Below are 25425 nucleotides of genomic sequence, written 5' to 3'. Positions count from 1 at the left end.
GCTATGAAGCCCGCAAATAGGATCGGCCTTCGGTTCGCCATCGGGCGGCCTGAGGTGCGGCGGCGGGGCTGATCCCCGGGAGGATGAAATGGCATCGGTAAGCTTCCGCAAGCTCGCGAAAAGCTACGGCAACGTGCACGTGGTCAACGGCATCGATCTTGAAATCGCCGATGGCGAGTTCGTGGTCTTCGTCGGTCCGTCCGGTTGCGGAAAGTCGACCACGCTACGCATGTTGGCGGGCCTGGAATCGATCAGTTCGGGCGAGGTCATGATCGGCGACACGGTCGTCAACAAGCTTGCGCCGCGCGAGCGCGACATCGCCATGGTGTTCCAAGACTATGCGCTTTATCCGCACAAGACGGTGCGCGACAACATGGGCTTCAGCCTCAAGGTGCGGGGCATCAAGGGTGCCGACGCCGAGGCGCGGATCAATGCTGCGGCCGAAATGCTCGGCATCTCGCATCTGCTCGACCGCCGTCCGAGTCAGCTTTCCGGCGGCCAGCGCCAGCGCGTCGCCATGGGTCGGGCGATCGTGCGTCGTCCCAAGGTGTTCCTCTTCGACGAGCCGCTGTCCAATCTGGACGCCAAGCTGCGCGGGCAGGTGCGTACCGAAATCAAGAAGCTGCACCAGGCGATCGGCACGACCATCGTCTACGTGACCCATGATCAGGTCGAGGCGATGACGCTCGCCGACCGCATCGTCATCCTGCGTGGCGGTGACATCGAGCAGGTCGGAACACCTGACGAGGTCTACAACCGCCCGGCGAGCGTCTTTGTCGGCGGTTTCGTCGGCTCACCGGCGATGAATTTCGCCAGGGCCAATACCAGCGGCGGCGACATCGTCTTTGCCAATGGCGATCGCATCCCCTTGTCGGCCGTCGGTTCGGGCGCATTTGCCGACATCGGCGACCGCGAGGTGATCGTCGGCATCAGGCCCGAGCATTTCATTGCGGCCGATGGTTCGGCCGTGGTGCTCAATGGTCAGGTGCAGGTGGTCGAACCGCTCGGCTCCGACACGCTGGTTCATTTTTCAATCGCAGATGCGGCGCTGACCGCGCGGCTGCCGCCGGAAGTCCGGCCGGTGGCGGGCGAGGCCCTACGCCTCGGCGTCGAGCCGTCAAAGATCCATCTTTTCGACGCCAAGTCGGAACGAACCCTGGCCTGAGGGCCGCATTCCATTCCGCATTCGAGGTGCGGCAGCAAATTTCAACCGGGAGGAACCCATGACGTTCACCAAAGCCATCGCTTCGCTGCTCTGCGGCAGCATGCTCACTCTGGCCGTGCCTGCTTTCGCCGAGACGCAGCTCAAGGTCTACATTTCCAGCCAGCACCAGCCTGATGTATGGCGCAAGGCGCTCGATCAATATGAAGCGTCCAATCCTGACGTGAAGGTTTCCATCGAGACCGGCGGCAACACGTCTGAGGCGCAGTCGCAGTATCTGAACACCGTCATGTCGGCCAAGGATTCGACGCTCGACGTGCTGATCCTCGACGTCATCCGCCCGGCGCAGTTTGCCGCTGCCGGCTGGACCTCGCCGTTCGAGGGCAAGGACATGTCGGCCTATCTGCCTGCCTATGCCGAAGCCAACACGGTCGGCGGCAAGGTCGTTGCACTTCCGGCTTTCGCCGACTCGATGTTCCTGTACTACCGCAAGGACCTGTTGGAAAAGTACGGCATCGAGGCTCCCAAGACCTGGGACGAGCTGAAGGCGGCTGCCAAGAAGATCACCGAAGGCGAAGGCAATGCCGACCTTCAGGGTCTGTCCTTCCAGGGCAAGGCGATCGAAGGCGCGGTCTGCACCTTCCTCCTGCCCTACTGGAGCCAGGGCAAGACCCTGGTCGAGAACGGCAAGCTGAACTTCGATGACGAGGCAGCGGTCAACTCGCTGAAGCTGTGGAAGAGCTTCGTCGACGAAGGCGTCGCCAAGAAAAATATCGCCGAGGTTGCGACCGACGACACGCGCAAGGAGTTCCAGGCCGGCAACGCCGTGTTTGCGGTGAACTGGTCCTATGCCTGGGGCATGTCGCAGTCGGCCGAATCCGCGGTCCAGGGCAAGGTCGGCGTTGCGCGGCTCCCGGCACTTGCCGGCGGTGATCAGGCGACCTGCCTCGGCGGCTGGGAATGGGGCGTTTCGGCCTATTCCAACCATCAGGACGAATCCAAGAAGCTGGTCGAGTACCTGTCGAGCAAGGACGTCTCCAAGTTCATGGCGATGAACGCCTCGCTGCTGCCGACCTATCCCGAGCTCTACAAGGACGCCGAAGTCACCGGTGCGGTGCCATGGTTCGCCGATGCGCTGCAGGTGGTCGAGACCGCCAAGCCGCGCCCGGTGACCCCTCGCTACAACGAGGTTTCCGAGGTCATCCGCACGACGGTCAATTCCGTCCTTGCTGGCGTGGCAACGCCGGAAGAGGGTGCAGCGCAGATCAAGGCGCGCCTTGGGCGGATCATCCGCTGACCATCAGCCGGACGGAGCTTGCTCCGTCCGGCATCTTTTCGATGCCTCCGGCGGCAGGATCACCAAGCCATGTCCATTGCACCTTCTGAAGTTGCTCGCGAAAGCAGTGAATGGCGCCCGGCGCCGTGGACGCGCTGGTTCGATCTGGGCGACCGCTCGCTTGCCGTCCTGCTCCTGCTGCCGACCGCCATTCTTCTGTCGGTGGTCATCGTCTATCCGGTCGGCCGGCTGGTCTACACCAGCTTCTTCAATCTCTCGCTGACCTCGGGCTTGCCCGCCGAATTCGCTGGTCTCGACAACTATCGGATGATGATGGACGATCCGGTGTTCTGGGAAACGACCTGGAACACCATCCTGATCACGCTGCTGACGGTGCCAGGCGCCTTGCTCGTCGGCCTGGCGCTGGCCTTGATGGCCAACCTGCCGTTCAAGCGGCAGTGGCCGGTGCGCCTGTCGCTGCTGATCCCATGGGCGCTGCCGCTGTCTTTTGCCGGCTTGATCTTCGCCTGGTTCTTCCATTCCGAATACGGCGTCGTCAACGACGTGCTCAACCGCTTGGGTTTTGAGGGCATCATCTGGTTCAATTCACCGAACTGGGCCTTTGCCGCGATCTGCCTGACCATCGTGTGGAAGACGTCGTCCTTCATGGCGCTGATCATCCTGGCCGGTCTGCAGACCATTCCGCGCTCGCTCTACGAGGCAGCTGATGTCGACGGGGCAGGGCGCCTGCGCCAGTTCTTCGAAATCACGCTGCCGTTGCTCAAGCCCTCGATCGTCGTTGCGCTGATATTCCGCACCATCACGGCACTGCAGACCTTCGACATTCCCTACATGATGACCGGCGGCGGGCCCGGCACCTCGACCGCGACGCTTGCCATGTACATCCACCAGAACACCGTGTCCTTCCTCGACCTCGGCTATGGCTCGGCGCTCGCCGTCGTCATGTTCGCCCTGTCGATGGCGGTGACCGCGGTCTATCTCCGCATGATCCGGACGAAGAGGTAAAGCCGATGAGCTCCGTCGCCGAGACCAACGCTTCCTTCATGACGGGCAAGCCGCTACGCCTGATCGTCGCCGGCATCCTTTTGATCAACGGCCTGTTTCCGGCGCTGTGGATCCTGTTCACCTCGCTCAAGCTCGAGGATGAACTGACCCGCAAGCCGATCACCTGGATCCCGCACGCCCCGACGCTGCAGAACTACATCCAGGCCTTCACCGACCAGCCGCTGCACCTGTTCCTGTTCAACAGCTTCATGGTGGCGCTGCTGTCGACCCTGCTGACGCTTCTGGTGTCGGTGCTGGCTGCCTATGCGCTGGCGCGTCTCGATCTCAAGTTCCGTGCCCTGATCCTGTCGCTGATCGTTGCGGTTTCTACCTTCCCGCTGGTCACGCTGCTGGTGCCGCTGTTCGAAACCATGCGCGCCCTCAACCTTTTGAACACCTGGACGGCGCTGGTGCTGCCCTACACGGTGCTCAGCCTGCCGGTCTGCACGCTGATGCTGGTGTCGTTCTTCGAGGGCATCCCGCGCGATCTGGAGAATGCCGCGATGATCGACGGCTGCACGCGTCTCGGCGCGCTGTTCAAGGTCGTCGTGCCGCTTGCAGCACCTGGCGTCTTCACCGCTGGCATCCTGGCCTTCGTCAACGCCTGGGACGAGTTCCTGCTGGCGCTGTCCTTCAATTCCAATCCGGCCATGCGCACCTTGCCCGTCGGCATCCAGCTCTACCAGGGCGAGTTCGCCTTCCCCTGGCCGGTCATATCGGCGGCGCTGGTCGTCGGCATCGTCCCGGTCGCCATCCTGATCGTGATCTTCCAGGAGCGCGTCGTTTCGGGCCTGACCTCCGGCGGCATCAAGGGTTGATGGATATGGCGCAGCGTCGTGACATTTCCGAATTGCGCAGCCAGCGCTGGTTCGCCTCCGATGACATGCGGGGATTTGCCCATCGCCAGCGCACGCAGCAGATGGGCATGCGCCGCAATGAGTTCATGGGCCGGCCGGTCATCGGCATCATCAATACCTGGAGCGAGATCAGCCCGTGCCACGCGCATCTGCGCGATCGCGCCGAGGCGGTAAAGCGCGGCGTCTGGCAGGCGGGCGGCTATCCGGTCGAGCTGCCGGCGCTGTCGGTCGGCGAAGTGATGGTCAAGCCGACCACCATGCTCTACCGCAACTTCCTGGCGATGGAATGCGAGGAACTGCTGCGGTCGCATCCAATCGACGGCGCAGTCCTGCTCGGCGGCTGCGACAAGTCCACTCCCGGTCTGCTGATGGGTGCGTTTTCGATGGACCTGCCGGTCATCTTTTGCCCGGCCGGACCGATGTCCAACGGCCAGTGGCGCGGGCAGAAGACGGGTGCGGGCACGCATACCAAGAAATACTGGGACGAGCTGCGCGCCGGCAACATCACCAAGGCCGACTGGGTCGATCTCGAAAGCCGCATGACCCGTTCCGCCGGCACCTGCAACACGATGGGCACGGCCTCGACGATGACCTCGATCGTCGATGCAATGGGCCTGACGCTGCCGGGCGCATCCTCGATCCCCGCCGTCGATTCCGGTCATCCGCGCATGGCGTCCGAATGCGGTTCGCGCATCGTCGAGATGGTCTGGGAGGACCTCAAGCCTTCGCGCATTCTCGACCGTGCTTCCTTCCTCAACGGGCTGGTCGCCTATATGGCGATGGGCGGTTCGACCAACGCCGCCGTGCATCTGATCGCCATGGCGGGCAGGGTAGGCGTCGAGCTGACGCTCGACGACATGGCCGACATGGCCGGCAAGGTTCCGGTCTGCGCCAATTTGTTCCCATTGGGCGAATACCTGATGGAGGACTTTTATTTTGCCGGCGGTCTCCTCGCGCTACTGAAGAAGTTCGCCCATCAGCTCGACCTGTCGCGCCCGTGCGTGAACGGCCGCACGCTTGGCGAAAATCTCGAGGGCGTTGAGTGCTGGAACGATGACGTGATCCGCGGCGAAGACAATCCGGTCGTGCCCCTGTCGAAGGGCAAGACGCTCGCCGTGCTGCGCGGCAACCTCGCGCCGCGCGGAGCGGTGATGAAGTCGTCTGCCGCCAATCCGAAATTTCTCAAGCATGTCGGCCCGGCCATCGTCTTCGACAATCCGGCCGAGATGAACAAGACGCTTGATGATCCCGATCTCGACATCACCGAGGATACGGTGATCGTGCTGCGCAATGCTGGTCCGGTCGGCGCGCCCGGCATGCCCGAATGGGGCAACCTGCCGATCCCGAAGAAGCTGCTGAAGCAGGGCGTGCGCGACATGGTGCGCATCTGCGACGGACGCATGAGCGGCACGCACTATGGCACATGCATCCTGCATGTAACGCCGGAAGCGGCCGTCGGCGGACCGCTGGCGCTGCTGCGCACCGGCGACCTGATCGAACTCGACGTGATGGGCGGCACGCTCGACATGCGTGTCGACGAGGCCGAGCTCGAGGCCCGCCGCGCCGATTGGAAACCGACGGCGCCTGTCTACCAGCGTTCCTTTGCGGCACTTTACCAGCAGCATGTCAGCCAGGCTGACGAAGGCTGCGATTTCGACTTCCTGAGCGGACCGGCAAGCGTGCCCGATCCGGCGATCTATTGATGGAGACCAAGATGGACATCGCCAACCGCTTCAAAAGCTGGATCGCTGACGCCGACCGGCCGACCCCGCTCGGCACCTGGCTGATGTCGGCGGCACCCTCCACCGCCGAGGCCATGGGCTATTGCGGCTTCGACTTCCTCGTCGTCGACATGGAGCACGTGCCGATCGAGGTTTCCGACCTCGCCAACATTCTCCGCGCTGTCGGCTGCACGCCCGCCGATGCGGTGGTCCGGCTGGCCTGGAACGACCAGGTTCTGGTCAAGCGCGTGCTCGATGCCGGCGCGCAGACGGTGATGCTGCCCTTCGTGCAGACGGCCGAGGAGGCCAAGGCCGCCGCCGCCTACACCCGCTATCCGCCGCAGGGCATTCGTGGCGTCGCCGCCGTGCATCGCGGCTCGAAGTTCGGTCGTGTCGCGGACTATCTCAAGAAGGCGAATGCCGAGGTCTGCACCATCGTCCAGCTCGAGACGCCGGAAGCCATCGAGCGGCTGCCGGAGATCGCGGCGGTCGAGGGCATCGATGCTCTGTTCGTGGGCCCAGGCGACCTGTCGGCTGCCATGGGCCATATCGGCAATATCGCCCATCCCGAGGTCCAGGCACTGATCGAAAAGGCGGCCAGGGATGCCCGCGCTGCCGGCAAGCCGATCGGCATCGTCGGCCCGAACCCCGACATGGTTCGCCGCTTCATCGGCTATGGCTACAATTATGCAGCGGTTGCATCCGACATTGCCATGATGACCGGACGGGCGAACGACTGGCTCGCCGATCTCAAGGGCACGCAGCCGGTTGTGGCGGCTTCGCAAGCGGCCTACTGACATCGCATGACCCGACCCCTGCATCTTTCCTGCGGCGAGCTCGAGCTCGATCTGGCTCCCCATATCGGCGGCTCGATCCTGTCGTTCCGGCGCGCCGGCCTGGATCTGATGCGGCCGACGCCGGATGCGGCGCTGGCAATGGGGCTGGTGCGGCAGACATCCTGCTACCCGCTGGTCCCCTATTCCAATCGCATCGCCCACGGGCGCTTCGCCGTTGGCGGCGAAACGTACCAGTTGACCCTGAACTTTGGCGACCATCCGCATTCCATCCATGGCAATGGCTGGCAGCGGGCGTGGAACGTGCGCGACGCAGGCGAAAGCCAGGCGGTGCTTGAGCTCGATCACCGGCCTTTCGGATTTGGCCCGGCGGGCTGGGATGGCTGGCCATACAGTTTTCGCGCGACGCAGAGCTTCACGCTTTCGCCCGACATGCTGACGGTCACGCTGGCCATCGAGAACACCGACGCGCGTCCGATGCCCGCCGGCCTTGGCTGGCACCCGTTCTTTCCCGCCCGTCCCGGCACCAAGCTGCGGTTCGGTGCCGGCGGGGTGTGGATCAATGACGCGACATCGTTGCCGGTCTCGCTCGAACCGGTGCCCGAGAAGTGGGACTATTCCACGGCGCGTCCGCTTGGCGAGCCCGCGCTCGACAATGTCTTTACCCAATGGGACGGCAACGCCGAGATCAGCTTCGTCGAAGAGAATGTCGGCCTGGCGCTGAGTGCCGATCCGCTGTTCTCCCATGCCGTGGTCTATGTGCCCTCGGGGCGCGGCTTCTTCGCCTTTGAGCCGGTCAGTCACATGACCGACGCCGTCAACCGCGCCGACATCCCCGGCAACGGCTTGCAGGTGCTTGCGCCTGGCGAGCGCCTTTCCGGAACCATGCGCATTTCCGTGGAGCCGCTGCCATGAGCGCTTTCGAGCTTGTCGTCGACACCAGGAGCCAGCTTGGCGAGTGTCCCCTGTGGTCGCCAGCCGAGCAGCTTCTCCATTTCGTCGACATCAAGGCTGGGCATATCCATAGTTTCGAGCCGAAGACCGGCGCGCTTGGCTCGATGACATTGCCGGAAGAGGTGGGCTGTATCGGCCTTTCGCGGCGTGGCGGTTTCGTCGCCGGCCTGCGCTCGGGCATCTGGCTTCTGGACGGGCAGGGCGCGCCGGTCGAAAAGCTGGCCGACAACCCGGAGGATCAGCAGATCAGCCGTTTCAATGACGGCATGGTCGATCCGGCCGGGCGCTTCATCGCCGGAACGGTGGACGAAACGCGCGAAAAGGGCATTGCCAGCCTGTACCGCTATGATCGGCGCGGCCTGGAAAAGCTGGCGGGCGGGCTCCTGACCTCGAATGGCGTGGCGTTTTCGCCCGATGGCGGCACGCTCTACCATTCCGATACGCTGCGCTACACCGTCTTTGCCTATGACTATGACGTCGCGACGGGGGCGGTCTCAGGCAAGCGCGTCTTTGCGCGGTTCACGCCGACCGAAAGCGACAAGGGCCGTCCCGACGGTGCGGCCGTCGATGTCGAGGGCTGCTACTGGACCGCACTTTTCGAAGGCGGGCGCGTGCAGCGCTACAGCCCGGAGGGCGTCCTGCTTGCCGAATTCCAGACACCGGTAAAATGCCCGACCATGGTGACCTTCGGCGGGGCGGACATGAAGACGCTCTATCTCACCTCGGCAAGGGTCGGTCGCCCGCCTGAGGAACTGGCTGAGTTTCCGCACTCCGGCAGCCTGTTTGCCATGCGCACCGACGTCGCCGGCGTGGCCAAGCCGTTGTTCAATCCAGAAAGCTGAGGCGTCCTGCCGTGTCATATGAAACCGTCCGCTACGCCTCGCTCGAAGGCCGTCACGTCCTCATCACCGGCGGAGCGTCGGGCATCGGCGAAGAAGTGGTCAAGGCGTTCCGCGCCCAAGGCTCGCGCGTGTCCTTCATCGACATCGATGAGACGGCTGGGGAAAAGACCGCCGCTGCGACCGGGGCGGACTTCCATGCCTGCGACGTTACCGACATCGCCATGCTGCGCGAGGTCATCGGCAAGATCGAGGACAGGTCGGGCACCGTCGACGTGCTCGTCAACAATGCCGGCAAGGACGACCGCCATGCCATGGCCGACGTCGAGCCGGATTACTGGCGGCGCGCGCTGTCGTTGAACCTCGACCACCAGTTCTTCGCCACTCAGGCGGTCGCCAAGCGCATGGCCGAGGCCGGACGGGGCTCGGTCATCATGCTCGGCTCGATCTCGTGGATGCGCGGACGCCCCGGCATGGTCGGCTACACCACGGCGAAGGCCGCCATCAACGGCATGACCAAGACGCTGGCGCGCGAACTCGGTCCCGACGGCATCCGCGTCAACTGCATCGTGCCCGGTGCGATCGTCACCGAGCGACAGCTGAAGCTCTGGACGACGCCCGAGCAGAACCAGCAGTTCATCGACCTGCAGGCGCTGAAGTTCCGCCTCGATGCGTCCCACGTCGCGCGGATGGCGCTGTTCCTTGGCTCCGACGAAAGTGCTGGCTGCACGGCAGCGAATTTCGTCGTCGATGCCGGCCTGACCCAGAACTGAAAGTGATGAGCATGAAGATCGAGATTGTCCCGGGCGGTTTTGCACTCACCCTGGCCGGCCGCACGCTGCTGAAGCACAGTGCCGAAGCGCCGTGCCTGTTCGTCGGCCGCGGCGAAGAACGCATGGACATGTATCGCGGCAATTTCGACATCGAGGACTATGTCGTCGAGCGCACGCCGCTTGGCCATGCCGAAGTGACCGGCAACAGGATCGCGTTTGCCACCGCCGAGGGCCAGCCGGTGCGCCTTGAACTGACCATCGCCGATGGCGCCATCGCGTTCTCGGCCCCCGACAAGACGATCAACCGCGTCTGGCTGCGCATCGAGGCGGGCAAGGACGAGCATGTCTGGGGCGGCGGCGAGCAGATGTCCTATTTCGACATGCGCGGCCGGCGTTTCCCGCTGTGGACCTCGGAGCCCGGTGTCGGGCGTGACAAGAGCACCGAAATCACCTTCAAGTCCGACGTCACCGGCAAGTCCGGCGGCGACTACTACAACACCAACTACCCGCAGCCGACCTATGTCTCGTCAGAGCACTATGCGCTGCATGTTGAAACGACCGCCTATTCGGTGTTCGATTTCCGCAAGCCCGACTTCCACGAGATCGAGATCTGGGCCGTTCCCGAGCGGATCGAATTGTTCGCCCGCCCGACCTTCATCGAGCTGGTCGAGGTGCTGTCGGCGCGGTTTGGCCGCCAGCCGATGCTGCCCGAATGGGTCTATGGCGGTGCGATCATCGGCCTGAAGGATGGCGAGAATTCCTTCGCCCGCCTCGACCGCATCCGCGCGGCCGGCGTCAAGGTTTCGGGGCTGTGGTGCGAGGATTGGGTCGGGCTGCGCCACACGTCTTTCGGCGCGCGTCTGTTCTGGGACTGGCAGGCCAATGAGGAGCGCTATCCCAACCTGCGCCAGCGCATTGCCGAGCTGAACGATGCCGGCATCCGCTTTCTAGGCTATGTGAACCCCTATCTCTGCGTCGATGGCCCGCTGTTCCCGGAGGCGGACGCCGCCGGCTATTTCGCTACCGATGCCCAAGGCAAGACCGCCCTGGTCGATTTCGGCGAGTTCGATTGCGGCGTCGTCGATTTCACCAATCCCGCCGCCGCCGAGTGGTTCGCCGAGGTGGTCATTGGTCGCAACATGCTCGACTACGGTCTGTCGGGCTGGATGGCCGATTTCGGCGAATATCTGCCGATCGACGTCAACCTTGCCAATGGCATCGACGCCAAGCTGATGCACAATGCCTGGCCGACGCTGTGGGCCGAGGTCAACGCCAAGGCGGTCGAAAGCCGCGGCAAGACCGGCGAGGCGCTGTTCTTCATGCGCGCCGGCTTTACGGGCGTGCAGAAGCATTGCCCGCTGCTCTGGGGCGGGGACCAGTCGGTCGATTTCAGCCGCCACGACGGCCTCGTCACCGTCATCAGCGGCGCGCTGTCGTCGGGCCTGCTCGGCAACGCCTATCACCACTCGGACATTGGCGGCTACACCAGCCTGTTCGGCAATGTGCGCACGGCCGAATTGATGATGCGCTGGGCCGAAATGGGGGCGTTCACGCCAGTGATGCGCACGCATGAGGGCAACCGGCCGAAGGACAACCTGCAGATCGACCAGGACGAAACGGTGCTCGCGCATCTTGCCCGCATGACGTCGATCTATGTCCATCTCGCGCCCTATCTGAAATCGCTCTCGGCACAAGCGGCGGAACGCGGCCTGCCGGTGCAGCGCCCGTTGTTCCTGCACCACGAAGACGACCGCGCGACCTATGCGGTCCAGGACGCCTATCTGTACGGCCAGGACATGCTGGTGGCGCCGGTGTGGCAGGCCGGGCAGGGCGAACGCACGCTCTATCTGCCCAAGGGCGAGACATGGGTCCATGTCTGGAGCGGCACCACCTTCGAGGGGGGCGAGGTGACCGTTGCGGCGCCGCTTGGCCAGCCTCCGGTCTTCTATCGTTCCGCATCGCCCTTCGCCGGGTTGTTTGCCGGGCTGCGGGCACTCTGACGGTGACCGTCGCAAGCCTGTCGGGGTTGCTCCTGCTTGCCGGGCTCGCCGCCTACATGCAGACGCTGACCGGCTTTGCGCTCGGCCTTGTCATGATGGGCGGCATAGGGCTTTCCGGCCTGATGCCGCTGCCCGAAGCTGCGGTTCTGGTCAGCGTGCTCACGCTCGTCAACGCTTCCCAGGTCCTGAGAAAGGGCTGGCGCGACGTTGCCTGGCCGGAATTCCGGATCATCATCGTAGCCAGCCTCATCGCGCTATTCTTCGGCTATTGGTTGCTCGACCTTTTGGCGCAGGCATCGCTCGACTGGCTGAAGCTGACGCTCGGCACCGTCATCGTCGTGTCGAGCTTCCAGCTTGCGATGCGCCGCGAACTGCTTTCCGTCAAATCGTCCCGGAGTTCCTTTGCCTTTTTCGGCGCGATCGCCGGACTGATGGGCGGGCTGTTTTCGACCTCCGGTCCGCCGCTGGTCTACCACCTTTATCGCCAGCCGCTGGCGCTTGTGACCATTCGTGAGACGTTGGTCGCCGTCTTCGCTGTCAATGCCCTGGTCCGCCTCGGTATCGTCGGCGCCACGGGCGACCTGCCGGACGCCGGATTCTGGTGGGTGCTGCTGGCAGTCCCCGCCGTCGCTGCCGCTACCTTTGCCGCAAGGCGCTGGCCGCCGCCACTCTCGAGCCTGGCTATGCGCCGCATCGCGTTCGCCTTGTTGCTGCTGTCGGGCCTGTCGCTGAGCCTGCCGGCGGCCGTCGGAATAATCGCGGGTTTTTCCTGACCGTCGTTCAGGTGCCTTGCCGAACTGGTCCGGTCGAGGATCGCTCGACCATGTGGCAGGCAAGCTCGACCCGGCGTGGCGGCATCGGCAGGCCGGAGAGATTGTCGCGCAAGAGATCGAGCGCCACCGAACCGATCTCGCGCATGGGGATATGCATCGTCGTCAAGGGCGGGTTGAGGAACGCCGCCTGCGGCAGGTCGTCCATGCCCATGACCGAAACGTCGCCCGGCACTGAATACCCCATCTGCTGCACGCCCAGCATGGCGCCGACCGCGAGGCTGTCGCCGGCTGCCAGGACTGCGGTGAAATCCAGGCCACGCGACCTGATGCGCTCCGAGATCGCCTGTGCGGCCAGATCCGGCAGCCAGTCGTCGACCGGCACCACAAGGTCGGCGTCCGCCGCCAGACCCCGGCTCAGGAGAGCGTCCTGCCAGCCTTCCCGGCGCCGCTCGATGGTGCGGCGTCCCGGCCGCATCAAAAACAGGATGCGCTTATGGCCGAGTGCGATGAGGTGGTCGGCGGCAAGCCGGGCGCTTGAGCGGTTGCAGGGGGTGACGCTCGACAGGCGCATGTAGGGGTCGTCGGAGTTGAGCAGTACGACTGGCTTGTCGAAGTTGCGGGTGGCCGCAAGCATGCCCTCGTCGTCCACCGTCAGGAACAGCACGCCGGCGACCTGCGGGTCGTTGCGCGCCTCCTCCAGCACGCCGCGTTCCTCGGCCTGGTCGGCGATCGGGCGCGTGACGATCTCCAGCCCAAGGGCCCTGGCCCGCTCGTTCAGCCCCTCCAGCACGTAAAGCGTGAACTGGTTGCGCACATAGTCGATCATCGCAGCGCTCGAGGCGGCCAGGATGACTTTCTGGCCCGCAACGGCAGTGGGAACGACGTAGTTTGCGGTCTTTGCGGCTTCGAGCACCTGCTGGCGGATTTCGGCGCGAACGCCTTTTTCTCCCGCGAGCGCCCTCGAGACGGTGCTCAGCGAAACGCCGCAAGCCTCGGCGATGTCCTCGAGCCGGACCCTTCGGCTCTTCTTTCCACGCTTGCCCGGCATCGGTGTTGCAGTCATCGCGCGCTCCTTCGTTGCCAGAGTATGAAAAGAATTTTCAGATTGCGCAATATTTTGCGTCATGTCTCTATTGCCTGACAGAGCCGCTTGGAGGGCGGCCTTGCTGGGAGGGGAACTGAATGGCCTTGAATGGGCGCGACATTCGCGTCGGTCTTGATCGTCTTGTCGCCGGGATGACAGGTCTCAAGCATGATGGCCGTTTTGACGAGCCGAACCTCGACGGCACGGCCGGCGACTACATTTCCTTCGACAGCTGGGAATGGCCGCAAGGGGTGGGCCTCTACGGCCTGATCCGGCTGTGGCTGTTCACCGGTCGCGATGACCTGCGCCAGCTTGTCGAGAACTGGTATTCGGCGCGGCTCAGTGCTGGGCTGCCGCAGCTCAACGTCAACACCACAGCACCCATGCTCGGCCTCTCGGTGTTGTGGGCCAAAACCCGCAATCCGCGCTGGCAGAAGCCGCTCGACGACTGGGCGAACCGCGTAATGGCGGAAATGGGCCGCACGCCGGAGGGCGGTTTCGAGCACCATGTCTCCGACAAGGTCAATGACAACGAACTGTGGGACGACACGCTCTACATGGTCGCTCTGTTTCTTGCCTCCTACGGCCAGGCGAGCGGCCGCCGCGAACTGGTGGACGAAGCCTCGCGTCAGTTCCTTGTCCATGCGCGCTATCTTTCCGACACCCGTACCGGCCTGTGGTTCCATGGCTGGACCTTCGATGGCCGGCACAATTTTGCCCAGGCGCGCTGGGCGCGCGGCAATGCATGGGCCACCGCCGGAATCCTCGACCTGTTCGACCTCGCCGAGCTGGCGAAACCGGTGAAGGATTATCTGCAGGGCGTGCTGGTGGCGCAGGTCGACGCATTGTTGCCGCTGCAGGCCCCCTCGGGTGCATGGCGCACGCTGCTTGACGACCCGGATTCCTACGAGGAGATCTCAGCCACGGCGGGTATCGGCTACGGCCTGCTCAAGGGCTACCGGCTCGGTCTGGGCACGCCCGCATGGCAGGCCGCCGGCCTGAAGGCGCTGGGTGCGGTGATGGACAATATCGACGGCACCGGCACCGTGCTCAACGTGTCCTATGGCACGCGCATGGGCCATGATCTGCAATTCTACAGGGATATCCCGATCCAGCCGACGGGCTACGGGCAGGCGCTGGCAATTCTTTGCCTGTCGGAAGCCCTGCAACATGTCGAGGCGAAAGAGCAGGCAGCATGACAATGAAGGTTCTCTACGGGGCAGGTCCTGAAGACATCAAGGGTTACGACACCGAGCGCTTGCGCAGCCAATTCCTGATCGAGGGAATGTTTGCCGCCGATACGGTCAATCTTACCTACACCCATGTCGACCGCCTCATCCTTGGCGGCGCCATGCCGGTCACCAGGGCGCTTTCCTTCGGATCGGGCAAGGACATCGGCACGCCCTACCTGCTTTCGGCGCGCGAGATGGGCGTTGCCAATCTCGGTGGCAAGGGAACTGTCATCGTCGATGGCAAGCAGTTCACGCTCGACAATCGCGACGTGCTCTACATCGGCCGCGGCGCGAAGGAAATCACCTTGGCTAGCGCCTCCGCCGAGGCGCCGGCGCGCTTCTACATGAACTCGGTTCCGGCCGGCGCCGACATTGCGCACCGCCTGATCACACGTTCAGAATCCAAGGCGCTCGACCTCGGCGATGCGCGCCGCGCCAACAAGCGCCGCCTTGCCATGTACATCCATCCTGAGGTCGCACCTTCCTGCCTGCTGTTGATGGGCATCACCGATCTTGCCGAAGGCAGCGTCTGGAACACCATGCCGCCGCATCTGCATGAACGGCGCATGGAGGCCTACTGCTATTTCGACATGGCACCGGAGGACCGTATCGTTCACCTGATGGGCCGCCCCGAGGAGACACGGCACCTGATCGTCGCCAATGGCGATGCGATCCTGTCGCCGGCATGGTCGATCCACATGGGCGCGGGCACCGGTCCCTACGCCTTCGTCTGGGGCATGACCGGCGAAAACCAGGAATACAACGATGTCGACCCGGTGGCGCTCGCGGAACTGAAATGACCGACACCCAGTCCCACATGAAGAAGGTCCTGACGCCCGGCGAGGCAATCCGCCAATGGCAGCTTGGCAGCATTGCCGAAGAGCGCTTCGACGTGCCCGATGCACCGATGCAGGGCGAAATGGATCCCTTCTTCTTCCTGACCAAGCACAAGAATTTCATTCCGCACGAATATCCCTGCCGCACGATCTTTGCCGAGACTTATCGCGGCAAGCGCCCGGATGTGCGCGGCCAGTTCGAGGCGAAGCGCTGGTGGCTGCCATTCGGCTCGCCGCGGCTCGATCTCTCCGGCTTCTGGTTCCGCCCGACGCGGCTGGCGACATGGGCGCGTACCTATATCGAGGCGGACGGGCCGGGCATGGCAAAGGTGCGGCTCGGCACCTGCGGCGGGGCGGTGATCTGGCTCAACGGCACCGAAGCCGGCTGGATGGCGCCATACAGCCGCAACCTCGAGGCGAAGCAGGAGTTCGACCTGCCGCTCGTTGCCGGCCTGAACGAAGTCGTCATCTTCTTTGACGATCTCGCCGAGCGCGACGCGCGCTATTTCTTCCAGCTCGACTATCTGTCCGGTCCCGGGGCGAGTGTCGCGGTGCCGGTGCCGGTGGGGGGCGATGTCGCCGACAGCATCGAAGCCGCCCTCGACGGCATGCATTTCGACCGTACGGCCTATTTCGACGGCGACATCACCTTGCTTCTGGCAAAGCCTTTGCCGGTGGATGTCAGGGTCAATGTCGCGGTCGAGGGCGACTTCATGTCGACCGAACGCTTCGACCACGACTTGCTGCTGAGGGCGGGAGAACGCCACCTGACCATCGGTCCGTCGGAGCAAGCGCCGGCCGATTTCCGCCATTTCCGCATCACGCTCGATGCCGGCGGTTTCGTTGCGTCGCGTTCCCTCGGCGTCGAGATCTGCCATGCGCGGCGGCAGGGGGCAGCGCCCGCCGATCTGGCCGCGCGGATCAGCGAGACGCTCGACGAGGTTTCGGAATTCTCCGAACGCGATACGGTTCGCGCATTCGCGCGGCTGGCGAGCGGTCGCGGCGGTGCTGACACCGACGCCATGATCGAGGAAATCCTGCCCTCGATCGAGGACTGCCACGACTGTGCCGATTTCTCGCTGGTGCCGCTGATCTGGTCGCGCACCGTCTGGGGTGCGGATATCGGTGAGGTGACCCGTGACCGCATCGACCGGGCGATCCTCAATTACCGCTACTGGATGGATGAGCCGGGCAATGACGTTCAGTGGTACTTCTCCGAAAACCACGCACTGTTGTTCCACACCTCGGCCTATCTCGCCGGACACCTGCTGAGGGACGCTATTTTTGTGCGTTCGGGCCGCAAGGGGGCCGAGCAAAGCGCTGTCGGTGCGAACCGCGTGCGCGCCTGGCTCGACCATTTCGAAGCCTGGGAAATGGCCGAGTTCAACTCGGCGCCGTATTTCCCGATCGACCTGAAGGGGCTGACGGCGCTGGCGGCACTGGCGCCCGACGCCGATATTGCCGATCGCGCCAAAAAGGGCATCGTGCGCCTGTGCGAGATCATTGCGCGCTCGTCGCACCACGGCATGGTCACCGCAGCGCAAGGCCGCTCCTACGAGCACACGCTTTGTGCCGGCCGCTCGCTCGAACTGTCGGGGGTTGCTCGCCTGTTGTGGGGCAAGGGCTGGTACGGCCGCCGCGTCCACGCCTTGCCGCAGCTTGCCGTCTGTCTGCGCGATCATGGCCTGTTTGTGCCTGACGCGTTGCACGCCATTGCCAGCCACCAGGGCGACCAGAACCAGGAATGGTGCTTCGCGCAGGGCGAAAACAGCTTTGCCGCGCTCTATCACTACAAGGGCCGCGACTTCGCCATGGGCTCGGCGGCGCACTACCGATGGAACGAGTGGGGCTACCAGGAGACCGTGCTGCACCTGCGACTCGGCCAGCGGCCGGAAGCCGCCATCTGGATCAACCATCCTGGCGAGACGATCCAGTTCGGCTACGGCCGGCCCTCCTATTGGGGCGGCTGCGGGACGCTGCCGCGCGCCCACCAGTATCGCGGGCTCGCCGTGCTCGACTTTTCCACTTTCGACGAGCAGCCGGATTTCACCCATGCGTGGTTCCCGGTGGCAGAGTTCGAGGAAAGCCGGGTCGCGGGCAGCCTTGCGCTGGCCAGGAGTGGTGAGGGCGCCGTGCTCGTGCGTGGCGGGGGCGACCTTGCAATGGTCAGGAACGGTCCCTCCGCCAATGCCGAGCTCAGGCAATATGGCCGCAAGACCCGCTGGGTCGTGCGCGTCTGCAAGGCTTCTTCGCTGGGCGCGGTCGAAGAAAAATTCGGCCGTCTTGCGGTCGAGGAACAGGCCGATGGTACGCTCGTCATCGAAGACCCCGTCTATGGCGCGGTAAGATTCCGCGCCGATGGCGTGGTCGAGGCGGAGGGGCGGACCATCGCGCCGAAGGATTTCACCGTCAGCGGAGAGGCGAGAATGCTCGCGACGGCGTGAAACGAGGGCGCAGCCGTCTATCTGCCGGCTGCGCAGGACATCAACGGACGGGGGGAGGCTCGTCCACAAAGGGAGGAAGACAATGACCAGGAACAGATCACTGCTTGCAGCGCTTGCGCTGGGACTCCTGTCGTCGACGGCGGCCAGCGCCGGCGATGTGCGCATCATGTGGTATTCGGACGGTGTCGAAGGCGAGGTCTTTCAGGACATCGTCGCACGCTTCATGAAAGAAAATCCCGGCATCAATGTCATCGTCGACAACGTTGCCTATGGCGTCATCAAGGAACAGCTGCCGATCCAGCTCGAGGCCGGCAACGGCCCCGATATCGTCCGCGCCACCGCGATCAAGGATCTGAGCAAGCACTGGCTCGACCTGCGCCCGCTGGTTTCCGACGCGGCCTACTGGGACGAGAATTTCGGCGCCCACGCCGACTGGATGCGGCCCGATGGCTCAAACCAGATTTCCGGCTTCATGACTCAGCTTACCCTGACGGGCGGCTTTGCCAACAAGACCCTGTTCGAGCAGGCAGGCGTTGCCATTCCCGGCAAGGACGCGACCTGGGACGACTGGGCGAAGGCTGCATCCGAGGTTGCCAAGAGCCAGCAGATTCCGTTTGCCATGGCGATAGACCGCTCGGGCCACCGCATTACCGGGCCGAACCTTTCGCATGGCGCGAACTACATCGGTGCTGACGGCAAGCCCGCGCCGATCGACCAGGGGACCAAGGACTTCGTCACCAAGTTCGTCGGTTGGACCGCTGACGGCACGATGAGCAAGGAGGTCTGGGTTTCGGCCGCAGGCTCGACCTATCGCGCCGCCGCCGAGGACTTCATCAACGGCCAGCTCGCCTTCTACTATTCGGGTTCGTGGCAGGTGCCGAACTTCGCCACCAAGATCGGCTCGAACTTCGACTGGGTTGCAACCGGCAGCCCATGCGGCCCCACCGCCTGCACCGGCATGCCGGGCGGAGCTGCACTGGTCGCGGTGAAATACACCAAGAACCCGCAGGAAGTCGCCAAGGTCATGGAGTATCTGGCGCGAGAAGACGTGGTGAAGGAGTTCTCCGAACGCACGATGTTCCTGCCGGCGCACAAGGGCGTCGTCGCCAAGGGCAATCTCGACTTCAAGACGGAAGATCAGCAGGTCAAGGCCGCGCTGAACACCTTCGTGGCCGCCACCGCCACGACCTCAGACGTTGCGCAGAAGCTGCCCGGCTGGCGCTGGTCGGACACCATCTACGGCGCGCTCGTCACCCGCGTCAGCCAGGTGGTTGCCGGCGAACTGCCGCTCGATGAAGCCTTTGCCCGCATCGACGCCGACATCGCCGCCAAGGTCAAGGATTCCGGTCTCTGATCGCGTGAGCGCTGATGCTTGGTGGCGCGTCAGCCATAGACCTCGATGTCCGGGAGTGGGATAGCCGCTTCCGGACATCTCGCACATAAGCTCGATCATTCAATTGTCCGGATCCAGGAGGCGAGCGGTGACCTCTCATGTCCTTGCCAGGCTAGGCAACTCCCTGGTCGGCCTCGCTTTCCTTCCGGTTCGTTTCGTGCTGGGCGTGATCGATACGCCATTGCGCTGGCTGCAGAAGACGACGGGGCTGGGTGGCATGGCTGCCTTCTTCGTGGCACCGAACATGCTGATCTTCGGCGTCTTCGTGCTGTTGCCGCTGTTCATCAATTTCGCCTACTCGATGACCGGCGGTTCCGCGCTGTTCTTGCCGGACCGCAGCTTTGTCGGCGCTGATCAATATACGCGCCTGTTTGAGTGCTCGAACTATCTCGATCCCAAATCCTGTACCGAAGACGCATTCTGGACCGCAGTCGGCAACACCACCTGGTTCGTGGTGCTGCAAGTCACGCTGATGATCGGCGCTTCGCTCGTCACCGCCCTGATCCTCAACCGCGAGATCCGGGCGCGCAGCTTCTGGCGCGCGGTGTTCTTCTTTCCAGTTCTTTTGTCGCCGGTTGTCGTCGGCCTGATCTGGAAATGGATTTTGCAACGCCAGGGTCTGCTGAACTATGGGCTGCATCAACTGGGCGTCGAACCCTATGTCTGGCTGACCGACCGTAGCTGGGCCTTTGCCGCAGCGGTCGGCGTATCGATCTGGGCCCATATGGGCTTTTACACGCTCATCCTGCTGGCCGGGCTCCAGGCGATCCCGAGGGATCTCTACGAAGCCGCCGAGATGGACGGCACGAGGTCGGCGCGCGTCTTCCGGCGCATTACGTTGCCGCTGTTGATGCCCAATCTTCTCGTCGTCGTCGTTCTCGCCTTGATCAAGGCGGTACAGATTTTCGACGAGGTCTATGTCCTGACCGGCGGTGGACCGGGCACCAGCACGCTTTTCCTGACCCAGTACATCTATGAGACGGGCTTTGCCTCGGCTCTGCGAAATCCGGGCCTGGCGGCCGCCGCATCGATCCTGATGGGCGTGGTGCTCGTCGTCCTGACGCTGATGCAGCTCGGCCTCGGCCGCCGCAACGAAAAGAAGGGAAGCCGCAAATGAGCGCGGCAGCAGCGTTTCTCTTCCGCCGCAAGGGCGGCAAAGCCTGGCATTGGACGGATGTCGTCACCTGGGTCTGGCTCGTCGGCGGACTGTTCATCATGTTCGGGCCTGCCGTCTGGCTGGTCGGGTCGTCGTTCAAGACACCGGCAGCGCTCGCCGAATTCCCGCCGTCGATCCTGCCCTATGTCACCCAGCAGGTGTCGGTCGAGGGATATGACAAGCCGCTCGCGCTTTATGAGGTGACACTCGACGACGGCACCACGAAGACAATGGCCGAGGTGCGGCGCACCGGTGTCGTTGCCCAGATGGTCGATCCCAAGCAGCCGGGCGACATCGTCAAGGTCAACATCGCCCAGCGCGATCCAGTGCGCACCATGTCCTTTGCCACCGGGAACTACACCGAACCGTTCACGCATTTCGACTTCGTGCGTTATCTCTGGAACTCGGTCTTCGTCACGGTGACGGCGACGCTGATCACGCTGGTGGTCAATTCGATGGCGGCGTTTGCGCTGTCGAAATACGAGTTCAAGGGGCGCTCGGTGGCGATGCTGGTCATCCTGGCCACCATGATGGTGCCGCTGTCGGTGATCATGGTGCCGCTGTATTCGATCATCTCGTCGCTCGGGCTGTTCAACAATCTATGGGGCGTGATCCTGCCGACGGTGGCGACGCCGACCGGGGTGTTCATTCTTCGCCAGTACATGCTGACCATCCCCGACGAGCTGATCGATGCGGCGCGCATGGACAAGGCGTCGGAATGGCAGATCTACTGGCGCATCATCCTGCCCTTGACCGCCCCGGCACTTGCCGTGCTCGCTATTTTCTCCGTGGTCTGGCGCTGGAACGACTTTCTGTGGCCGCTGATCGTGCTGTCGCGCAAGGAGCTCTACACCTTGCAGGTCGGCCTCAGCATCTACTCCGGCGAACTCAATGTGCAGTGGCACTTCATCCTTGCCATGACGGTCGTGACGATGATCCCGGTCGTGCTGGTCTTCATCTTCCTGCAGCGCTTCATCACCACCGGCATCGCCGGCACCGGATTGAAATAGGGGGGCTATCATGGGCCATATCAAGCTCACCAAAGTCGGCAAGTCCTTCGGCAACGTCGATGTGCTGCACGACATCAACCTCGAAATCGCCGATGGCGAATTCGTCGTCTTCGTCGGCCCCTCCGGCTGCGGCAAGTCCACGCTGTTGCGGGTGATCGCCGGGCTCGAGCGCCCGACAAGCGGGGAGCTCGCCATCGACGGCGCCGCCGTCAACACGGTTCCAGCCGCCGACCGAGGCTTGGCGATGGTGTTCCAGTCCTATGCGCTCTATCCGCATATGAGCGTGCGCCAGAACCTCGCTTTCGGCCTCGAGAATACGAAGATGCAGAAGCCGGAGATTGCCCAGCGCATCGCCGAAGCGGCGCGCATGCTTGAAATCGAGCCGTATCTCGAGCGTCGCCCGGGCCAGCTTTCTGGCGGCCAGCGACAGCGGGTGGCCATCGGCCGCGCCATCGTGCGCCGCCCGGTCGCCTTCCTGCTCGACGAACCGCTGTCCAATCTCGACGCCGAACTGCGCGTTTCCACCCGGGCGGAGATTGCGGCCCTGCATGCCCGCCTGTCTGCCACGATGATCTATGTGACGCACGACCAGGTCGAGGCGATGACACTCGCCGACCGCATCGTTGTGCTGCGCGCCGGCCGCATCGAACAGGTCGGCACGCCGCTCGAACTCTACAATTCGCCGGCTAACCGTTTCGTCGCAGGCTTCATCGGCGCTCCGCACATGAATTTCCTCGACGCCACCGTCGAGGCCCGGCAGGCGGGCAAGGCGATCGCCGTGCTGAATGGCGGCCACCGGCTGGTGGTTCCGCTCGACGGTGCGGCCACCGAGCCGGGCGCGCGCGTGACCGTGGGCGTGCGCCCCCACCACGTCGCCATCGGCAATGGCGAGGGTGGCATCCCGGCACGGATCGGGCTGGTCGAGGCGCTCGGCTCGGAGACCGTCGTGCACACCGATGTCGCCGGCCAGAAGGTCCTGGTGGTCGCGCCCGGTCAGCATGGGCTGACGCCCGGGACCGATATCCACCTGTCGCTGTCCTCCGCACCGCTTCACCTGTTCAACGAGGGAGGGCAGCGGCTTGGACACGCTGTTTGATCTGACCGGCAAGGTTGCGCTGGTAACCGGGGCCAGGACTGGCCTGGGCCAGGCCATGGCATTGGCGCTCGCGGGAGCCGGTGCCGACATTGCAGCGCTCGGTTCGACGGCAATGCCTGAGACCGAAACGCTGGTCCGCAAGCGCGGCCGGCGCTTTCATGCCCTTAAGGTGGATCTCTCAGCGAAGTTCGATCCGGAAGCAGTCATCGAAGAAGTAGCCGAAAGGCTGGGGGGCGTCGACATATTGGTCAACAATGCCGGCATCATCCGGCGTGCCGACCTGCTCGACTATTCCGAAGCGGATTGGGACAGCGTGATCGACGTCAACCTGAAGGCTGCGTTCCTGCTGTCGCAGAGTGCCGCGCGCCACATGGTTCGGACCAAGCGTGCCGGGCGCATCGTCAACATCGCCTCCATGCTGACCTTCCAGGGCGGGGTGCGCGTGCCGGCCTATTCAGCCTCCAAGCATGGAGTCGCCGGCTTGACCAAGGCGATGGCAAACGAGTTGGCGCCCCATGGAATTACCGTCAATGCGATAGCCCCGGGTTACATGGCCACTGACAATACGGAGGCGTTGCGCAATGAGCCCGAGCGCAATGCCCAGATTTCGGCCCGCATTCCGATGGGAAGATGGGGCACGCCCGGCGACCTCGGCACTGCGGTCCTGTTCTTCGCAGCGCCTGCTTCCAGCTATGTCACGGGCACGGTCCTGCCGGTCGATGGCGGCTGGCTGGTGCGGTAGCGGCGCGGGATAAACCGCGCCGCACCATCAGGCAACGGACCGGCTCAGAGCCCGAGCTTGTCCAGCGGAGGTCCGGGGTAGCGGCTGTATTCAGGCGCGCCTTCCGGTGTGCCCAGCAGGTCGCGAACCGCGCGGATGCCTTGGTCCATGGCCGAGTGGGCATAGGCATAGGCGCCGCTGTCGGCGTTGGCGATGGCAACGCGTCCCCAGGGCTTGCGCGCCGTCATGATCGGCAGCGGCCCGTCAGGCCAATAGGCATCCCACGGCCGCATGTACTCATAGGCATAGCCATGGGCCCAGCGGTTCAAGGTGATCGCCTCGATGTCGCGGGCAGCGTCAAATCCGCCAGCACCCAGGGCGCGGTTGAGCATGTCGCGGATCGAGCGCTCCATGTCCTCGAAGGTCAAGCTGTAGAGTTCCCAGCGTCCGGCTGCGAACTGATCGCGCGCCGTGTCGGCGGGAGCCGCAAAGACCTTGGTGAGGTGAAGCACCACCGGATCCGAGGGCTTGTCGGCGAATTTGTAGTCGCCCACCGACACCGGGAAGTCGATCGATGCGCCGCTCCAGAAGTTGCCGCGCGCGGCAAACCGGTCGATCTTCAGCTTGTCGAAGGCCTCCCAATTGCGGATCAGCACGTTGGTGTAGATCAGCGGCACCTTCTGCTGATCGTTGAGCGCCGTCACCTGCTCTTGCGGCAACTCGTCGGTCAGGAAGGGGATGACGCGGTTCCAGCAGGCCAGCACGACGTGGTTGCCGGTAACCGAGAAGGGCTTTCCGCCTTCGCCGGCATAGGTCACCACCACCCGTTCGGCGCTGCCGGGGCTGCCGTCATGGGCAACCTTGACCGCGGTCGAGTTCAGCCGGATGCGCACCGGATGATCGGCAACATCCAGCTTGGAGTAGTCGAGCGTGCCGGTCGAGATCTCTTCCATCGTCGAGCCGGGTAGTGCCGCCGGGATCAGACCGCGCACGAGTGCGCGGGCGATGCCGGCATTGCCCTCGGGGAAGTGGTGGATGTAGTCGTCGGGCCCGGCGAAGTTCACCCGCCCGCTGGGAGCCATGTTCTTGTGAACGGCTTCGCCAAGGTCCATGCCGTCGAAGCCTGGGCTGCCATTGGTCCATGCGTCAAGAGCACTGGTGGCATCGATGCCGACGCCGAAATAGCCCATGGTCGTGATCTGGTAGAGCGCCCCGATCTGCGGGTCGGCCTTGGCGTAATCAAGCAGGAATTGCTTGTAGGTGATGTCGCTGAGCTTCTGGAGCTTTTCCTCGCGCTTCAGGCCCGGCAGGTAGTCGGCAGGGGCGTCGATGAGCGCGATGAGGTCGGCCTTGGCCTTGTCGTTCAGCGGGGTCTGGGCGACCCAGGCTGGGGTGTCCTTGGTGCGGACGACCATCTTGTCCTGGCCCCATTCCTCGGAAAAGAAGAACAGTGCCCGGTTGGACAGGCCGCGCTCGTCGCGCCATTTCTGGTTGAACCACGTCTCGAAGCGGGTGAGGTCGATGCCGACGTCACTGAGCAGCTTGTGCACGGCCGGGCTGAAGAAGCTCGGCGTGTCGATCGATTGCGAGCCACCATAGCCGATGATCTTCTGGCCGTTCGAGGCAACATATTCGTTGCGCTTGGCATGGCCGCCGAAATCCTCCAGCGGGTCGATCAGGAGCACGCGTTTGTCCTGCCCTGCCTGCTGGCGGTAGGTATAGGCGGCGGTCAGGCCCGAGAGTCCTGCGCCGACCACGACGAGGTCGTAATGTTCGCCTGTCGGCGTGACCGCGCCGGCCTTTGCCCAATAGCTGCCGTCGCGCACCGCATGCATGACATTCTGCGCCGCATCGGTCTGGCCGCGCAGGCCGTCGGCCTTCGGCGGATAGGCTGCAGCGCCGGAACCCGCCTGCGCCTGGGCAGCGCCAGGTTTGAACGCGCGCATCGCCATGGCGCCGCCCACGGTAAAGGCGAGCCCGTCAAGGAAGTCGCGCCGGCTGATCGGACGGTCCATCCCCAGTTTCTTGTCTTTGTCGTTCCAGTTCAATTTTTGGCCTCCCTGTTCACGACTTCAAAGCTCATATGCAAATGAGTTCGCGTCAATGGACAGATAAGTGTTCATCCAAAATATTGATGGGAATGTCTTGGTGCGGGAAGTGCAGCGGGGAGCTGAACGGTCATAACATTACGTTCTGCTCAGTAGGCACGGCGTGTGTGCCGCGCAATGTTCGCATCATG

21 protein-coding genes are annotated in these 25425 nt (G+C 63.9%); 19 read left to right on the top strand and 2 right to left on the bottom strand.

Features of this window, described 5'->3' with window-relative positions; all coding sequences use genetic code 11:
- Window positions 1-88 precede the first annotated feature (88 nt).
- The 11 genes from ABSY17_RS04535 to ABSY17_RS04485 all read left to right on the top strand — a co-directional run bounded on the left by ABSY17_RS04535 (window position 89) and on the right by ABSY17_RS04485 (window position 12214).
- Window positions 89-1165, top strand: coding sequence for an ABC transporter ATP-binding protein (locus ABSY17_RS04535; RefSeq protein ID WP_378942067.1), 1077 nt, complete (start codon window positions 89-91; stop codon window positions 1163-1165).
- A gap of 58 nt (window positions 1166-1223) precedes the next feature.
- Complete coding sequence (locus ABSY17_RS04530) at window positions 1224-2459, top strand: ABC transporter substrate-binding protein (protein WP_378942065.1); 1236 nt, start codon at window positions 1224-1226, stop codon at window positions 2457-2459.
- 69 nt (window positions 2460-2528) lie between these two features.
- On the top strand, window positions 2529-3464 hold the full coding sequence (locus ABSY17_RS04525; RefSeq protein WP_378942062.1) for a carbohydrate ABC transporter permease: 936 nt from the start codon (window positions 2529-2531) through the stop codon (window positions 3462-3464).
- 5 nt (window positions 3465-3469) lie between these two features.
- The gene (locus ABSY17_RS04520; protein ID WP_378942060.1) at window positions 3470-4321 is read left to right on the top strand and encodes a carbohydrate ABC transporter permease; all 852 of its coding nucleotides are present in this window, start codon (window positions 3470-3472) and stop codon (window positions 4319-4321) included.
- Window positions 4321-6063, top strand: a complete 1743-nt coding sequence (gene araD / locus ABSY17_RS04515) for an L-arabinonate dehydratase (protein WP_378942058.1) — start codon at window positions 4321-4323, stop codon at window positions 6061-6063. Before ABSY17_RS04520 ends, araD begins: the two co-directional genes overlap by 1 nt.
- Before the next feature lie 11 nt (window positions 6064-6074).
- Window positions 6075-6878 (top strand): HpcH/HpaI aldolase/citrate lyase family protein, encoded by an 804-nt coding sequence (locus ABSY17_RS04510; protein WP_378942579.1) that lies wholly within the window; start codon window positions 6075-6077, stop codon window positions 6876-6878.
- A gap of 6 nt (window positions 6879-6884) precedes the next feature.
- Window positions 6885-7790, top strand: coding sequence for an aldose 1-epimerase (locus ABSY17_RS04505; protein ID WP_378942056.1), 906 nt, complete (start codon window positions 6885-6887; stop codon window positions 7788-7790).
- Complete coding sequence (locus ABSY17_RS04500; protein ID WP_378942053.1) at window positions 7787-8671, top strand: SMP-30/gluconolactonase/LRE family protein; 885 nt, start codon at window positions 7787-7789, stop codon at window positions 8669-8671. Before ABSY17_RS04505 ends, ABSY17_RS04500 begins: the two co-directional genes overlap by 4 nt.
- 11 nt (window positions 8672-8682) lie before the next feature.
- Window positions 8683-9441 carry an SDR family NAD(P)-dependent oxidoreductase gene (locus tag ABSY17_RS04495; RefSeq protein ID WP_378942051.1) on the top strand — a complete coding sequence of 253 codons (759 nt, stop codon included), beginning with the start codon at window positions 8683-8685 and terminating at the stop codon, window positions 9439-9441.
- An 11-nt stretch (window positions 9442-9452) separates the two neighbouring features.
- Window positions 9453-11441 carry an alpha-glucosidase gene (locus tag ABSY17_RS04490; RefSeq protein WP_378942576.1) on the top strand — a complete coding sequence of 663 codons (1989 nt, stop codon included), beginning with the start codon at window positions 9453-9455 and terminating at the stop codon, window positions 11439-11441.
- A gap of 2 nt (window positions 11442-11443) precedes the next feature.
- Window positions 11444-12214 (top strand): TSUP family transporter, encoded by a 771-nt coding sequence (locus tag ABSY17_RS04485; protein ID WP_378942049.1) that lies wholly within the window; start codon window positions 11444-11446, stop codon window positions 12212-12214.
- 7 nt (window positions 12215-12221) lie between these two features.
- Here the strand turns inward: ABSY17_RS04485 and ABSY17_RS04480 are convergent, their stop codons facing one another.
- Window positions 12222-13277 (bottom strand): LacI family DNA-binding transcriptional regulator, encoded by a 1056-nt coding sequence (locus ABSY17_RS04480; RefSeq protein ID WP_378942047.1) that lies wholly within the window; start codon window positions 13275-13277, stop codon window positions 12222-12224.
- Window positions 13278-13396: 119 nt separating this feature from the next.
- On the opposite strand from ABSY17_RS04480, the gene ABSY17_RS04475 reads away from it, so the two are divergent.
- The 8 genes from ABSY17_RS04475 to kduD all read left to right on the top strand — a co-directional run bounded on the left by ABSY17_RS04475 (window position 13397) and on the right by kduD (window position 23207).
- A complete protein-coding gene (locus ABSY17_RS04475; protein ID WP_378942045.1) occupies window positions 13397-14497 on the top strand; it encodes a glycoside hydrolase family 105 protein in 1101 nt (366 codons plus the stop codon).
- Window positions 14494-15330, top strand: coding sequence for a 5-dehydro-4-deoxy-D-glucuronate isomerase (kduI, locus tag ABSY17_RS04470; RefSeq protein ID WP_378942043.1), 837 nt, complete (start codon window positions 14494-14496; stop codon window positions 15328-15330). Before ABSY17_RS04475 ends, kduI begins: the two co-directional genes overlap by 4 nt.
- Window positions 15327-17810, top strand: a complete 2484-nt coding sequence (locus ABSY17_RS04465) for a hypothetical protein (protein ID WP_378942041.1) — start codon at window positions 15327-15329, stop codon at window positions 17808-17810. Before kduI ends, ABSY17_RS04465 begins: the two co-directional genes overlap by 4 nt.
- Before the next feature lie 82 nt (window positions 17811-17892).
- Window positions 17893-19164 carry an ABC transporter substrate-binding protein gene (locus ABSY17_RS04460; RefSeq protein WP_378942039.1) on the top strand — a complete coding sequence of 424 codons (1272 nt, stop codon included), beginning with the start codon at window positions 17893-17895 and terminating at the stop codon, window positions 19162-19164.
- Window positions 19165-19327: 163 nt separating this feature from the next.
- Window positions 19328-20320 (top strand): carbohydrate ABC transporter permease, encoded by a 993-nt coding sequence (locus tag ABSY17_RS04455; protein ID WP_378942573.1) that lies wholly within the window; start codon window positions 19328-19330, stop codon window positions 20318-20320.
- Entirely contained in the window at window positions 20317-21369 is a 1053-nt protein-coding gene (locus ABSY17_RS04450) for a carbohydrate ABC transporter permease (protein ID WP_378942037.1), read from the top strand. The genes ABSY17_RS04455 and ABSY17_RS04450 overlap by 4 nt, the downstream gene beginning before the upstream one ends.
- 10 nt (window positions 21370-21379) lie before the next feature.
- Entirely contained in the window at window positions 21380-22465 is a 1086-nt protein-coding gene (locus ABSY17_RS04445) for an ABC transporter ATP-binding protein (protein ID WP_378942035.1), read from the top strand.
- Window positions 22449-23207: a 2-dehydro-3-deoxy-D-gluconate 5-dehydrogenase KduD gene (gene kduD / locus ABSY17_RS04440; RefSeq protein WP_378942033.1), complete on the top strand. Its 759-nt coding sequence runs from the start codon at window positions 22449-22451 to the stop codon at window positions 23205-23207. Before ABSY17_RS04445 ends, kduD begins: the two co-directional genes overlap by 17 nt.
- A 44-nt stretch (window positions 23208-23251) precedes the next feature.
- Here kduD and ABSY17_RS04435 read toward each other — a convergent pair whose 3' ends face one another.
- Window positions 23252-25234: an NAD(P)-binding protein gene (locus ABSY17_RS04435; RefSeq protein WP_378942031.1), complete on the bottom strand. Its 1983-nt coding sequence runs from the start codon at window positions 25232-25234 to the stop codon at window positions 23252-23254.
- Window positions 25235-25425: the final 191 nt, after the last annotated feature.

The sequence above is a fragment of the Mesorhizobium sp. ANAO-SY3R2 genome (assembly GCF_042466635.1).
Classification (GTDB): domain Bacteria; phylum Pseudomonadota; class Alphaproteobacteria; order Rhizobiales; family Rhizobiaceae; genus Aminobacter.
This window is presented reverse-complemented; position numbering and strand designations above follow the sequence as displayed.

What these genes read in the sequence shown, in the direction of transcription:
- ABSY17_RS04535 (WP_378942067.1), top strand. Translation starts at nt 89, where the DNA reads ATGGCATCGGTAAGCTTCCGCAAGCTCGCGAAAAGCTACGGCAACGTG.
- ABSY17_RS04530 (WP_378942065.1), top strand. Translation starts at nt 1,224, where the DNA reads ATGACGTTCACCAAAGCCATCGCTTCGCTGCTCTGCGGCAGCATGCTC.
- ABSY17_RS04525 (WP_378942062.1), top strand. Translation starts at nt 2,529, where the DNA reads ATGTCCATTGCACCTTCTGAAGTTGCTCGCGAAAGCAGTGAATGGCGC.
- ABSY17_RS04520 (WP_378942060.1), top strand. Translation starts at nt 3,470, where the DNA reads ATGAGCTCCGTCGCCGAGACCAACGCTTCCTTCATGACGGGCAAGCCG.
- araD (WP_378942058.1), top strand. Translation starts at nt 4,321, where the DNA reads ATGGATATGGCGCAGCGTCGTGACATTTCCGAATTGCGCAGCCAGCGC.
- ABSY17_RS04510 (WP_378942579.1), top strand. Translation starts at nt 6,075, where the DNA reads ATGGACATCGCCAACCGCTTCAAAAGCTGGATCGCTGACGCCGACCGG.
- ABSY17_RS04505 (WP_378942056.1), top strand. Translation starts at nt 6,885, where the DNA reads ATGACCCGACCCCTGCATCTTTCCTGCGGCGAGCTCGAGCTCGATCTG.
- ABSY17_RS04500 (WP_378942053.1), top strand. Translation starts at nt 7,787, where the DNA reads ATGAGCGCTTTCGAGCTTGTCGTCGACACCAGGAGCCAGCTTGGCGAG.
- ABSY17_RS04490 (WP_378942576.1), top strand. Translation starts at nt 9,453, where the DNA reads ATGAAGATCGAGATTGTCCCGGGCGGTTTTGCACTCACCCTGGCCGGC.
- ABSY17_RS04480 (WP_378942047.1), bottom strand. Translation starts at nt 13,277, where the DNA reads ATGACTGCAACACCGATGCCGGGCAAGCGTGGAAAGAAGAGCCGAAGG.
- ABSY17_RS04475 (WP_378942045.1), top strand. Translation starts at nt 13,397, where the DNA reads ATGGCCTTGAATGGGCGCGACATTCGCGTCGGTCTTGATCGTCTTGTC.
- kduI (WP_378942043.1), top strand. Translation starts at nt 14,494, where the DNA reads ATGACAATGAAGGTTCTCTACGGGGCAGGTCCTGAAGACATCAAGGGT.
- ABSY17_RS04465 (WP_378942041.1), top strand. Translation starts at nt 15,327, where the DNA reads ATGACCGACACCCAGTCCCACATGAAGAAGGTCCTGACGCCCGGCGAG.
- ABSY17_RS04460 (WP_378942039.1), top strand. Translation starts at nt 17,893, where the DNA reads ATGACCAGGAACAGATCACTGCTTGCAGCGCTTGCGCTGGGACTCCTG.
- ABSY17_RS04450 (WP_378942037.1), top strand. Translation starts at nt 20,317, where the DNA reads ATGAGCGCGGCAGCAGCGTTTCTCTTCCGCCGCAAGGGCGGCAAAGCC.
- ABSY17_RS04445 (WP_378942035.1), top strand. Translation starts at nt 21,380, where the DNA reads ATGGGCCATATCAAGCTCACCAAAGTCGGCAAGTCCTTCGGCAACGTC.